The 12,449-nt window shown below is 60.2% G+C and carries 10 protein-coding genes; 7 read left to right on the plus strand and 3 right to left on the minus strand.

The window, feature by feature from the left end:
* Positions 1-113: 113 nt before the first annotated feature.
* Positions 114-1,796: an ArnT family glycosyltransferase gene (locus tag G5182_RS08110; protein ID WP_227341785.1), complete on the minus strand. Its 1,683-nt coding sequence runs from the start codon at positions 1,794-1,796 to the stop codon at positions 114-116.
* Complete coding sequence (locus G5182_RS08115) at positions 1,783-3,150, minus strand: UDP-glucose dehydrogenase family protein (protein ID WP_227341784.1); 1,368 nt, start codon at positions 3,148-3,150, stop codon at positions 1,783-1,785. Before G5182_RS08115 ends, G5182_RS08110 begins: the two co-directional genes overlap by 14 nt.
* A 401-nt stretch (positions 3,151-3,551) precedes the next feature.
* On the opposite strand from G5182_RS08115, the gene arnB reads away from it, so the two are divergent.
* From arnB to arnF, 7 genes are read left to right on the plus strand one after another with little or no spacing between them, the layout of a single operon-like run.
* Positions 3,552-4,688 carry a UDP-4-amino-4-deoxy-L-arabinose aminotransferase gene (gene arnB, locus G5182_RS08120; RefSeq protein ID WP_227341783.1) on the plus strand — a complete coding sequence of 379 codons (1,137 nt, stop codon included), beginning with the start codon at positions 3,552-3,554 and terminating at the stop codon, positions 4,686-4,688.
* Between the two features lie 6 nt (positions 4,689-4,694).
* Positions 4,695-5,675, plus strand: a complete 981-nt coding sequence (gene arnC, locus G5182_RS08125) for an undecaprenyl-phosphate 4-deoxy-4-formamido-L-arabinose transferase (RefSeq protein WP_227341782.1) — start codon at positions 4,695-4,697, stop codon at positions 5,673-5,675.
* Positions 5,672-7,663, plus strand: coding sequence for a bifunctional UDP-4-amino-4-deoxy-L-arabinose formyltransferase/UDP-glucuronic acid oxidase ArnA (arnA, locus tag G5182_RS08130; protein ID WP_421172617.1), 1,992 nt, complete (start codon positions 5,672-5,674; stop codon positions 7,661-7,663). Before arnC ends, arnA begins: the two co-directional genes overlap by 4 nt.
* Positions 7,656-8,555, plus strand: coding sequence for a 4-deoxy-4-formamido-L-arabinose-phosphoundecaprenol deformylase (arnD, locus tag G5182_RS08135; protein ID WP_227341780.1), 900 nt, complete (start codon positions 7,656-7,658; stop codon positions 8,553-8,555). The genes arnA and arnD overlap by 8 nt, the downstream gene beginning before the upstream one ends.
* 31 nt (positions 8,556-8,586) lie before the next feature.
* Positions 8,587-10,230 (plus strand): lipid IV(A) 4-amino-4-deoxy-L-arabinosyltransferase, encoded by a 1,644-nt coding sequence (gene arnT, locus G5182_RS08140; RefSeq protein WP_227341779.1) that lies wholly within the window; start codon positions 8,587-8,589, stop codon positions 10,228-10,230.
* Entirely contained in the window at positions 10,230-10,574 is a 345-nt protein-coding gene (locus tag G5182_RS08145; RefSeq protein ID WP_216952259.1) for an EamA family transporter, read from the plus strand. Before arnT ends, G5182_RS08145 begins: the two co-directional genes overlap by 1 nt.
* The gene (arnF, locus tag G5182_RS08150) at positions 10,571-10,978 is read left to right on the plus strand and encodes a 4-amino-4-deoxy-L-arabinose-phosphoundecaprenol flippase subunit ArnF (RefSeq protein WP_216952260.1); all 408 of its coding nucleotides are present in this window, start codon (positions 10,571-10,573) and stop codon (positions 10,976-10,978) included. The genes G5182_RS08145 and arnF overlap by 4 nt, the downstream gene beginning before the upstream one ends.
* Positions 10,979-11,050: 72 nt before the next feature.
* Here the strand turns inward: arnF and G5182_RS08155 are convergent, their stop codons facing one another.
* Positions 11,051-12,379 (minus strand): CoA-disulfide reductase, encoded by a 1,329-nt coding sequence (locus G5182_RS08155; RefSeq protein WP_227341778.1) that lies wholly within the window; start codon positions 12,377-12,379, stop codon positions 11,051-11,053.
* Positions 12,380-12,449: the final 70 nt, after the last annotated feature.

A 12,449-nucleotide genomic window follows, 5' to 3' on the forward strand; every position in this document is an offset into this window, starting at 1 on the left:
TATCACCAAGGGTTGCAAACCCGCTGTCAGCCCGACGCTAGGCCGGGAAGAGCGGAACCGTCACCACACGGCCATATTGCCTCATACAGTGCCCCTGAATGGGAATAGATGGCTTAATGGCACCGTAATCCTGTCACCAGAGTCAGTAGTTGCCCCTTGTCCGAGCGCAGAGCGGTCTGGGCCAGCAACTGATAGGGAATCCCCTCCAGCAGCTTGACCCTCTCCCCGGCCGTACCATTGACCAACACGGCATCAAACCGGGCATCACGACAGGCAACCACATCCCTCACTTTCTCCCTGTCCAGATTCATTACCTGCATCTGCTCATAGGCAGAGAGCAGACCAAGCTCCGTCTCCCCCAATTGCCAGCCGGCGATGCGATCCCGCTTCTCGAGCGGTATTCCCTCAAGCAACCGGGCCATCTTTCCCGATACTCCCTTGGCGGCATCGATCAAGGGGTAAACCAGTGTAAAGGTGAGCAGAAACATGATGGCCACCGAGCTGGCAACATGAGTAGCGCCATGCACCTCCTTGCGCCGCAACAACAGCGCCAGCGCAATCACGAAGAGCATACTGGCGGGGATATAACGCCACCCCAGCTTGCTGGCGACCTGTAGCACGTCTGCCGGAACATGACTGGCCACCGGTAGTGAAGGGCCCAGCAGAGGTAGCCCTATGACCACGACACAGAACAGCAGCATGAAACAGAGCCATCCCCGACCATAGCGAGCCGTCCATCCCGGCCAGTTCAGGCTGACCTGACCCAGCATGATGGCAAATACCGGCAACAACGGAAAAAGATAGAGGGTGCGCTTGGTGGATGAGAGGGTTAACAGCAAAAGGGTGCCCACTGCCCAGCACAACAGAAATAACCTCTCACGACTCCAGCGTCGCTGTTTGATGGTTTGCCAACCCCAATAGAAAATGAATGGCAACCAGGGGTTGGTATATTCAGCCATCCCCCATAAATAATAAAGATATGCCCCTTTCTTGATGTGGCCGAGTTCGGTCGAGGTGCCTGTCAGGCGGCCTACCTGATTCTGCCAGAACCACTCATTCCATAAAGCATCGCCATCGAGATGATTAATTAATTCACGAATCCACGCTGCCACTGGCAATATAAAACAGAGCAGCATCAGCAGATGCTGCCAGATAAATCCTGGCAGTTTTTTGTCGATGGCGGCACATCTTGCAGCGAAGAAGAATAGCGGGAACCAGCCAAAAAAAACTGTCAGTGGCCCAATAGGACCTTTTGCCATAAAACAGCCCGCCAACCCTATTCCGGCCAGTATCGCCATCCACCGACGGCTTACAAGGTAATATTCTGAAAATGCCCAAAGGGTAAATATGACAAAGAAGGCAAGCGCACTGTCCGTTCTAATCCAGTGCGTGTTGATGATAAATCCTTCCATGGTGCCCAGTGCGATCACCGACCAGATCGCGGCCGATCTATTGCCAAGCAGGCGATAGGCCAGCAGGCCGGTAAAGAGCAGCATACCCGCCGCCCAGACCACGCCCGCCAACCGCAGGCTATTGGTCACCCCCAGCCAGGATTCAAACCCATCAAGAAACGGCAGAGCGGCCATATAGAAGAGCGGCGGCTTCTCGATAAAGCTGTGCCCGCCAAGGGTCGGTACCACCCAATCGCCATTGCGGTACATCTCGAGTGCAATGGCTGCCTCACGCGGCTCGTCAGGGGTCCAGAGCTGATGGTCAAACTGGCCAAACAGCAGCACCAGCGTAACCAGCAGCAACATCCAGCAGAGCGTGCGCTCCGAAATATCAGCACTCTGCATGGCTCATACCTTCTGTAATGGTCTCCCCACGCCCGATGGCATAGTAGGAAAAGCCCAGCCCCTTCATCTTGAGCGGATCGTAGAGATTGCGACCATCGACGATGAGGGGGTGCGCCAGCATCTTCCTGATCTGGGCAAAATCGGGCGCCTTGAACTCGTTCCACTCGGTACAGATGACCAACGCATCCGCCCCCGCCAGCGCTGCCTCCCTGGTCCCCATCAGCGACAGCTCGGGCTGGCAACCATAGATACGCTGTGCCTCCTTCATCGCCACCGGATCGAAGGCCTGCACCCGGGCCCCCTCCTGCCAGAGCGCCTCCATCAACACCCGGCTCGGCGCTTCGCGCATGTCATCCGTATTGGGCTTGAAGGCGAGTCCCCAGATGGCGATGGTCTTGCCCGCCAGCGACTCGCCTCGCTCGTGAAAGTGGCAGGCCAGGGTGTCGAAGAGCTTGAACTTCTGCCGCTCGTTGACCCGCTCCACCGCACGAATAAGCGGCGTGTCGTAGTCGAGGGCCGCTGCAGTCGCCAGAAATGCCCTCACATCCTTGGGGAAACAGGATCCGCCATAACCACAACCGGGATAGATAAACTGGTAGCCGATGCGCTGGTCGGCACCAATCCCCTGCCGCACCAGCTCGATATCGGCACCGACCCGCTCGGCCAGCCCGGCCATCTCGTTGATAAAGCTGATCTTGGTGGCCAGCATGCAGTTGGCGGCGTACTTGGTCAGCTCGGCACTGCGAACATCCATAAACAGAATGCGGTCGTGATTGCGATTAAATGGCTCATACAACTCGCGCATCACGGCTCTGGAACGCTCCTTGCTGGTGCCGATAACAATGCGATCCGGGCGCTGGCAATCCCTGACGGCCGCCCCCTCTTTCAGAAATTCCGGATTGGAGACCACATCGAATTCAAACTGCTTGCCAAGTTCGGCCTGCTGCTCCCTGACCCAGTAAAACACCTTGTCTGCCGTACCAACCGGCACGGTGGATTTGTTGACGATGATCACCTCATCTGCGCGATGCTGGGCAATCGATCTCGCCACCGCCCTGACGGCGCTCAGATCGGCCGAACCATCCTCATCAGGGGGCGTACCGACGGCGATAAATTGCACGTCACCATGGGTAACCGCCATGGGAATATCCGTGGTGAATGTCAGCGAGCCATTTTGCAATGTCTGGTGTAATAACACATCCAGTCCCGGCTCATATATTGGTAATTCGCCATGGGATAGTTTATTTATTTTATCTGCATCGAGATCGATACAAACAACCTGGTGCCCTACATCTGCCAATACAATTGCCTGTACCAGTCCGACATAGCCACTGCCAAACACTGTGATATTCATAACGATTTTTCCATAATGCGTAATGATGGAAACTTTACATCCTTTACTCAATTGCACTACGGGCAATTTGTAACAAGCAATGTCAATTCTGAATGACACCCAACCTGTTGAGCAATAGCAGATGATTTAGGTGGCGACAGTCAAAAAAGTGGCTAAACACCAACCTAAAATAAAGCCAAGCGATTTTTTGTTACGAGATATTTCCATATTAAGCCACGCCATCAAAACGGCAGCAATTGTTACCAAGTGTTGCTGTGCGCTTGAATAAAAACTCGTTATTCAGCTACTTTCAAAATATATCGAGCAATCTCGACACTTTCCCCAAGCATATTTCCAGTGAAAATCAGCAATGCAGATTTTCATCGTCATTTTATTTTTTGCGACATTAAGACCGGAGTCGTATGAAAGACTTTCTGCCATTCTCAAAGCCTGCCATGGGCGAGGCCGAGATCCTTGCCGTCAGCGAGGTGTTGCAATCGGGATGGATCACCACGGGCCCGAAAAATCATGAGCTGGAGCAGCGTTTCTGCGAGACCTTTGGCTGCCAGCATGCGGTCGCGCTTTGCTCCGCGACCGCGGGCATGCATGTCACCCTGATGGCGCTGGGGATTGGCCCGGGTGACCAGGTGATCACGCCCTCCCAGACCTGGGTCTCCACCATCAACATCATCACCCTGCTGGGGGCCACCCCGGTCTTTGTCGATGTGGACAAGGATACTCTGATGGTCAGCGCCGACCAGATAGCGCCGCTCATCACCCCCAACACCCGGGCCATCATCCCGGTCCACTACGCAGGGGCACCGGTCGACCTCGACCCCATCCTCGCCCTGGGTCGCCAGCACGATATTCCAGTCATCGAAGATGCCGCCCATGCAGTCGGCACCCGCTATCGCGCGCGCTGGGTCGGGGAAACCGGCACCGCCATCTTCTCTTTCCACGCCATCAAAAATCTTACCTGTGCCGAGGGAGGAATGCTGGTGACCGATGACCAGGCGCTGGCCGACAAGGCTCGCATGCTGAAATTTCACGGCCTGGGAGTCGATGCCTTCGACCGCATGACGCAGGGACGCAAGCCGCAGGCGGAGGTGATCATGCCGGGCTTCAAATACAACCTGGCCGACATCAACGCCGCCATCGCCCTGGTGCAGCTGGCCCGCCTGCCCGAGCTCAATGCCAAGCGGGTCGAACTGGTGTCTCGCTACCATGAACGTCTGGCCAACCTGCCGCTGGCACCGCTGGCCATCCCCACCTACCCCCATCTGCATGCCTGGCACCTCTTCATGGTGCGGGTCGACCCCGAGCAGTGCGGCCTCGATCGCGATCAGCTGATGCAGGCGCTGCAGGAGCGAGGCATCGGCAGTGGCCTGCATTTTCGCGCCGCCCACACCCAGAAGTACTACCGGGAGCGCTATCCGGATCTTTCGCTACCCAACACAGAGTGGAACTCGTCACGGCTCTGCACCCTGCCCCTCTTCCCCGACATGACGCTCTCCGACGTGGATCGGGTTGTGGCAGCCCTGACCGACATACTGGAGTAACAATACGTGAACCATAACGACATCAAACGGGTCTCAGTCATCATCCCCGTCTACAACGAGGAGGCGAGCCTGCCGGAACTGCTGCAACGGGTGACCGACACCTGCGAGCAGCTGAGCCAGGATTACGAAGTGATCCTGATCGACGACGGCAGCAACGACCGATCCGCCACCATCATCAGCGAAGCCGCCAATCGCGAAGGGAGCAAGCTGGTCGCCGTGCTGCTCAACCGCAACTATGGCCAGCATGCCGCCATCATGGCCGGCTTCGAGACGGCAACAGGGGATCTGGTGATCACCCTGGATGCCGATCTGCAGAACCCGCCGGAAGAGATCCCGCGGCTGGTCGCCACCGCTATGGAAGGGTATGACGTGGTCGGCACCATCCGCCGCAACCGGCAGGATTCATGGTTTCGCAAGACAGCCTCACGCTTTATCAACAAGTCGGTACAGCGGGCCACCGGCGTCCAGATGAGCGACTACGGCTGCATGCTGCGTGCCTATCGCCGCCACATCATCGACGCCATGCTCTGCTGTCAGGAGCGCAGCACCTTCATCCCCATCCTGGCCAACAGCTTTGCCCGCCGCACCACCGAGCTGGAGGTGGGCCACGCCGAGCGGGCCCACGGCGAATCCAAATATGGCCTGATGCACCTTATCAACCTGATGTTCGACCTGGTCACCTGCATGACCACGGCCCCGCTGCGCCTGCTCAGCATCGTTGGCAGCCTGGTGGCGGGGATCGGCTTCACCTTCTCGATCCTGCTGCTGCTGCTGCGTCTGTTACTGGGCGCCGACTGGGCAGCAGATGGCGTCTTCACCCTGTTTGCCATTCTCTTCACCTTTGTCGGCGTACAGCTGATCGGGATGGGGCTGCTGGGTGAGTACATAGGCCGCATGTATACCGATGTGCGCGCCCGCCCCCGCTACTTCATTCACCAAATCGTTCGCTCCACACCAGATGCTTCGCAACAGGAAACTCAATCATGAACGTTGTCGTCTTTGCCTATCACGATATCGGCTGCACCGGTATCGAGTCACTGCTTCAGGCCGGTTATCAGATCCAGGCGGTCTTCACCCACGCCGATGATCCGGGCGAGAACCGCTTCTTCGGTTCGGTGGCCCAGCTCTGCGCCGAACATGACCTGCCGGTCTACTCTCCCGAAGACGTGAACCACCCGCTCTGGGTCGAGCGTATCCGCGAACTGGCGCCCGAGGCCATCTTCTCCTTCTACTACCGCAACCTGCTCAAGCAGGAACTCCTCGATATCCCGACCGTCGGGGCCTTCAATCTGCATGGATCCCTGCTGCCTGCCTATCGTGGCCGGGCGCCCATCAACTGGTGTCTGGTCAACGGCGAACGCGAAACCGGCATGACCCTGCACCGGATGACAGCCCGTGCCGATGCCGGCGATATCCTTGCCCAACAGGCAGTAACCATTGCCCACGATGACACCGCGCTGACCCTGCATGGCAAGATGCGCCAGGCAGCCCGCGCCCTGCTGGAAGGGGAGCTGGTCAAACTCAAGCGCGGTGACGCCACCTTCACCCCGCAGGACGAGAGCAAGGCAAGCTACTATGGTCGCCGCACCCCGGCCGATGGCGAACTGCACTGGGATAAGCCCGCCAGGGATCTCTATAATCTGGTACGTGCCGTTACCCAGCCCTACCCGGGAGCCTTCAGCTTCGCCGGTGATCGCAAGCTGACGGTCTGGCAGGCAAAGCCGCTGGCGATCCAGAGCGACCAGCAGCCGGGCACCATTCTCTCCCACGACCCGCTGCGGGTGGCCTGTGGTGAAGGGGTGCTGGAGATCCTGGCCGGTCAGGTCGAAGGGGGGCTCTATGTACGCGGCGCCCAACTTGCCCGCGAGCTGGGGCTGATGGAAGGGATGAAGATCGGCGACAAGGCGAGCAAGGCCATGCGCAAGGCACGGCTGACCCGGGTGTTGATCCTCGGCGTCAACGGCTTTATCGGCAACCACCTCACCGAGCGCCTGCTCAAGGATGGCGGCTACGAGGTCTATGGCCTCGACATCGGCTCCAGCGCAGTGGAACGCTTCATCGGCCACCCCCACTTCCACTTCGTGGAGGGGGACATCAGCATCCACACCGAGTGGATCGAGTACCACATCAAGAAGTGCGACGTGATCCTGCCGCTGGTGGCCATCGCCACCCCCATCGAGTACACCCGCAACCCGCTGCGGGTGTTCGAACTCGACTTTGAAGAGAACCTCAAGATCGTCCGCTACTGCGTCAAGTACCACAAGCGCATCATCTTCCCCTCCACCTCCGAGGTGTACGGGATGTGCGACGACCACAGCTTCGACGAAGATGAATCCCGCCTCATCGTCGGCCCCATCAACAAACAGCGCTGGATCTACTCGGTCTCCAAGCAGCTGCTGGATAGGGTGATCTGGGCCTACGGCAAAAAAGAGGGGCTCAACTTCACACTGTTCCGTCCCTTCAACTGGATGGGCCCACGCCTCGACAGCCTGGACTCTGCCCGCATCGGCAGTTCCCGCGCCATCACCCAACTGATCCTCAATCTGGTGGACGGCACCCCGATCCAGCTGGTGGATGGCGGCGCCCAGAAACGCTGCTTCACCGATATCGAGGATGGCATTGAAGCCCTGTTCCGCATCGTCGAAAACAGTGGCAATCGCTGCAACGGCCAGATCATCAACATCGGCAACCCGGATAACGAGGCGAGCATTCGCGAGATGGCCGAGGTGCTGCTCGCCAAGTTCGAGGCCCACCCGTTGCGCCACCACTTCCCGCCATTTGCCGGCTTCAATCTGGTGGAGAGCAAGTCCTTCTACGGCGACGGCTATCAGGATGTCTCCCACCGCCGCCCGAGCATCCGTAATGCCCGCAAGCTGATCGACTGGGAACCGACCATCGAGATGGAAGAGACCATCGGCAAGACGCTGGACTTCTTCCTGCAGGGGGCGGTCACGACGGGAGTCGAGCATGACTGAAGTGGGTCTGCGGATCGACGTCGATACCTTCAGGGGAACCCGTGACGGGGTTCCCCGCCTGCTGCAACTGCTCGACAAGCATCAGGTGAAGGGGAGTTTCTTCTTCTCGGTCGGTCCGGACAACATGGGGCGCCACCTGTGGCGCCTGCTAAAACCCCGCTTCCTGCTCAAGATGCTGCGTTCCAACGCCGCATCCCTCTATGGGCTCGATATCCTGCTGGCTGGCACCGCCTGGCCCGGCAAGTCCATCGGCAGAGAGCTGGGTTCCCTGATGCGCGACACCGATAAGGCGCACCATGAGGTGGGGCTGCATGCCTGGGATCACCACGGCTGGCAGGCCAATATCGGTCGCTGGGACGAAGCCGAACTGATCCGCCAGACCCGGCTCGGAGTCGATGCCCTGAGCGAGATCCTGGGGCGCGAAGTGGATTGCTCCGCCGCCGCCGGCTGGCGAGCCGATCCCCTCACCACCCAGGCCAAGGAGCAGTTCGGCTTTCGCTACAACAGTGACTGCCGCGGCTGCGGCCTGTTCCGTCCCATTCTGGAGGATGGTCGGCCCGGCACCCCGCAGATCCCGGTCAACCTGCCCACCTTTGACGAGGTGATTGGCAGCCAGGTGACGGCCGAGCGCTTCAACCACTTCCTGCTGGAGCAGCTGACTGCGGCACCGCAACCGGGCCCCCATGTCTACACCATCCACGCCGAGGTGGAGGGGATCGTCATGGCCGAGCAGTTCGATCTCCTGCTCGATGAAGCCAGGTCGCGCGGCATCCACTTCATCCCCCTTGGCAACCTGCTTCCCCCCGACCCAGCCCTCTTGCCGACCAGCCATCTGCTGCGCGGCTCCCTGCCAGGACGCGAAGGGTGGCTCGGTTGCAAGATGACGCCATGAACCCGCTCGCCAGATTGCAACAGAGAATCTCATGAAGATGACCCGATGGGCCCTGCCCCTTTTCTTCCTCGCCTTTTACCTGCTGCCACTCAACCAGCGGATGCTGTGGAGCCCGGACGAAAACCGTTACGCCGAGATCAGCCGGGAGATGATCACCACGGGTGACTGGGTGGTGCCCCACTTCCTTGGCCTGCGCTACTTCGAGAAACCCATCGCCGGTTACTGGTTCAACAGCCTCAGCCAGCTGCTGTTTGGCGAGAGCAACTTTGCGGTCCGCTTCGCCTCGGCCGCAGCCACCGGCCTGAGCGCCCTGCTGATCTTCTGGTTCGCTCTGCAGCTGTGGCAGTGCCGGCGTACAGCGTGGTTCGCCAGCCTGATCTATCTCTCGACCCTGATCGTCTACGGCATCGGCACCTACAGCGTGCTGGATGCCATGGTCACCCTCTGGCTCAATGCCGCCATGGTGAGCTTCTACCTCATCCGGCAAGAAGGGCCGCCCGGTCGCAGAGTGGCAGGCTATCTGCTGTTCGGCCTCGCCTGCGGCATGGGCTTTCTCACCAAAGGCTTTATCGCACTGGCGGTACCCGTGGTAGCCATCATGCCCTACGCCATCTATCAGCGCCGCCTGCGCGAGCTGGTATGTTTCGGGCCGCTGGCCATCCTTAGCGCGGCTCTGCTGGTCGCCCCCTGGGCCATCGCCGTACACCTGCGCGAGCCGGACTACTGGCACTACTTCTTCTGGATTGAGCACATCCAGCGCTTCGCCTCGGAAGATGCGCAGCACAAGGCGCCATTCTGGTACTACCTGCCGATGGGGCTGCTCGGCACCCTGCCCTGGCTCGGCCTGCTGCCGGGGGCACTGAAGCAAGGATGGCAAGCGCGCAAGAACAGCCCGGAAACCCTCTATCTGTTGACCTGGGTGGTGTTGCCGCTGCTCTTCTTCAGCATTGCCAAAGGCAAGCTGCTCACCTATATCCTGCCCTGTTTCGCCCCGCTGGCCATGCTGATGGCCACCAGCGCCGTGGACAAAATCAAGGAAGGTAAAGAGCGGGCCTTCAAACTCAACGCCTGGCTGAACGGCCTGTTCGGCCTCATCGGACTGGTAGTGCTGACCGTGCTGGCTTTATCCCGCGACCAAGCCATCTACGGTGAAGAGGATCACGGGGCACTGTCGGTGGCCATGGCCATCTTTATCGGCTGGTCCCTGCTCGGACTCATCCAGTTGCAGGCGGTCAGTCGCCGCTGGGTCCTGAGCGCGCTCTGCCCCATGATACTGGCCATCGGCCTGCCCTGGGCGCTGCCGCAATCACTGATCGACTCAAAGCTGCCAGAGCGTTTCATCGAGACCAATCAGGCCGTGCTGCAGGGTTCAGAGACTCTGCTGGCCAGCGATCCGGGACTGGCATCCGCTCTCGCCCGGAGCACACGGCGCGGCGAGATCATGCTGTTCGACGACAAAGGAGAGCTAGCTTACGGCCTGGGCTATCCGGATGCCAAGGGCCGCTATGTTGCCCGTGCAGAGTTCCCGAGATGGTTGGCACAAGCGCGCGAGAAGGGGCAAGTTGCCCTGCTGATGAAGACCGATCACGACGGAGAGACCGGCCCTCTGCCCCCTGCCGACGAGACCCTCGTCAGCCACCGGCTGACCCTGCTCATCTACCATGGAGTACGCTGATGGATATAGTGCTGCTATTACTGGTGTGCCTGCTGACCAGCAGCGGCCAGATGCTGCAAAAGCAGGCCGTTATCTGCTGGCAGCGTAACCCCTGTAACCACCTGCAAAAGCTGCGTTCCCCCTGGCTTGTTGCCAGCGTGGCAGCACTTGGCAGTGGCATGCTGCTCTGGATTTATCTGTTGCAACGACTGCCGCTGAGCATGGCCTACCCCATGCTCAGCATTAATCTGGTGCTGGTGCTGCTCGGCTCACGCCTCTTTTTCCACGAGCCGGTGAGCAGCCACAACTGGCTGGGGGCTGCCACCATCATCGTCGGCGCCCTGCTGCTGGGAGGCCTGCGATGAAGGGCTATCTCTACGTGTTAGGCAGCATAGTGCTGGTGACGGTGGCGCAGCTCTGCATGAAGTGGGGAGCGATCAGCCTCCCTGCATGGCAGGCCGATCCCGCCGTGATGCTGGCTCACCCCCTGCCACTCCTCACCATCGTCATCGGCATCCTCTGCTACGGGCTATCGCTGCTCTGCTGGCTGGCCGCGCTGCACTCCACACCGCTCAATATCGCCTACCCACTGCTCAGCACCAGTTACGGGCTGGTCTATCTGCTGGCGGTGAGCATGCCGGTCTTTGCCGAACCGCTGGTGGCAAGCAAGGCGGCAGGTGTTGCGCTTATCTTCTTCGGCGCCGTGCTGGTCGGCAGCAAACCGGCGACAGGCAAGCCGGAGCGGCAAGATCCCCCTGCCAATCCCTGAGGCAGCTTTAAACAAAAAGAAGAGGCGGCACTCTGTGCCGCCTCTTCTCATTTTCCGCCTGACCAGCGCCTGTTACTTCGCGACGTTGCCCGCCACGTTCAGGGCATCCCAGGTGCGGGAGAAGGGGGGCGCGTAGGCAAAGTCCAGCATGCCTAGCTGCTCGGTGGTCACCCCCATGGTGATGGCAACCGCCAGCGCGTCGATGCGGTGTACCGCCCCCTTGCGACCGAGGATCTGGCCCCCCAGCAGCCGCTTGCTGCCCGCCTCGTAGACCAGCTTGACGTGAATGTCGGACTGACCCGGGCAGTAGTTGGTGTGGCACTTGTCCTTGATCACCACGGTGCGATAGTCGATCCCCATCGCCCTGGCTTCCTGCTCGGAGAGGCCGGTACGGCCCGCCTCCAGCCCCAGCACCTTGAGCGCGGCAGAACCGAGGGTGCCCGGGAATTCCTGCTCGGCACCCGCCAGGTTCTCGCCCACCATGCGCCCCAGCTTGTTGGCGATGGTGGCGAGCGGCACATAGACCTGCTGCTGCTTCACGGCGTGCCAGACGCTGGCACAGTCGCCGGCCGACCAAACATTGGCCAGCGAGCTGCGCCCCTGCCGGTCCACCTTGATGGCGCCGTTGCCGAGCCGCTCGATGCCGGTATTAGCCAGAAACTCGGTGTTGGGCTTCACCCCGGTGCAGACCACCACGATATCGGCCTCGTACTCGCCCTGGCTGGTGCGCACGCCGGTCACCCGACCATCCCCCAGCAGCGCTTCAACTCGATCACCCAGATGGAGAGAGACCCCCTGCTCGCGCAGTTCGGTTTCGATGTGCTGGGTGATCTCGCCATCAAACGCGTCGGGGATGACCCGATCCGCCAGCTCGATAAGACGCACCTCTTTGCCTTGATGGACCAGCGCCTCGACCACCTCCAGCCCGATAAAGCCGGAGCCAATCACCACGGCGCGGCGATTGTTCTTGTCTTGCACCGCCGCCTTCAGCGCCAACCCGTCGGCCATCCGGCGCAGACCGAATACCCCTTGCTGCTGCAGACCGGGGATGGGGGGCATCACTTCGCGGGCACCGGTGGCAATCATCAGGCGATCGTAGCGATCGGTGAAGGTGTCGCCGTTGTGCTCCACCACCAGAGTCTGGGCAGCCGCATCGACGCTCAGCACCCGATGGCCAATCTTGACCTCGATCCCCTTGGCGGCGAACTGCTCCGGGGTGAACTCGGCCATGTAACCGGGCTCCTGAAACTCGTCACCGACGAAGTAAGGCAGGCCGCAGGCACCGAAAGAGATCACTTCGGAGGCCTCATACACCACGATGTCGGCATCTTTGGCCAGACGGCGCGCCTTGGCGGCCGCACTCATACCGGCGGCTTCGCCACCGATGATCAGAATTCTCATTGTTTTTCCTCTCAATGGCGCAGGGAGGGCATGCCCTCCCTGCGGTCTATGACGGGAAAGAGTCGCCCCT

The sequence above is a fragment of the Aeromonas sp. 600948 genome, assembly GCF_049174875.1.
GTDB lineage: Bacteria > Pseudomonadota > Gammaproteobacteria > Enterobacterales > Aeromonadaceae > Aeromonas > Aeromonas veronii_A.

Excerpts from the sequence above, each read along its gene's own strand:
- G5182_RS08110 (WP_227341785.1), bottom strand. The coding sequence starts at position 1,796 with ATGCAGAGTGCTGATATTTCGGAGCGCACGCTCTGCTGGATGTTGCTG.
- G5182_RS08115 (WP_227341784.1), bottom strand. The coding sequence starts at position 3,150 with ATGAATATCACAGTGTTTGGCAGTGGCTATGTCGGACTGGTACAGGCA.
- arnB (WP_227341783.1), top strand. The coding sequence starts at position 3,552 with ATGAAAGACTTTCTGCCATTCTCAAAGCCTGCCATGGGCGAGGCCGAG.
- arnA (WP_421172617.1), top strand. The coding sequence starts at position 5,672 with ATGAACGTTGTCGTCTTTGCCTATCACGATATCGGCTGCACCGGTATC.
- arnD (WP_227341780.1), top strand. The coding sequence starts at position 7,656 with ATGACTGAAGTGGGTCTGCGGATCGACGTCGATACCTTCAGGGGAACC.
- arnT (WP_227341779.1), top strand. The coding sequence starts at position 8,587 with ATGAAGATGACCCGATGGGCCCTGCCCCTTTTCTTCCTCGCCTTTTAC.
- G5182_RS08145 (WP_216952259.1), top strand. The coding sequence starts at position 10,230 with ATGGATATAGTGCTGCTATTACTGGTGTGCCTGCTGACCAGCAGCGGC.
- arnF (WP_216952260.1), top strand. The coding sequence starts at position 10,571 with ATGAAGGGCTATCTCTACGTGTTAGGCAGCATAGTGCTGGTGACGGTG.
- G5182_RS08155 (WP_227341778.1), bottom strand. The coding sequence starts at position 12,379 with ATGAGAATTCTGATCATCGGTGGCGAAGCCGCCGGTATGAGTGCGGCC.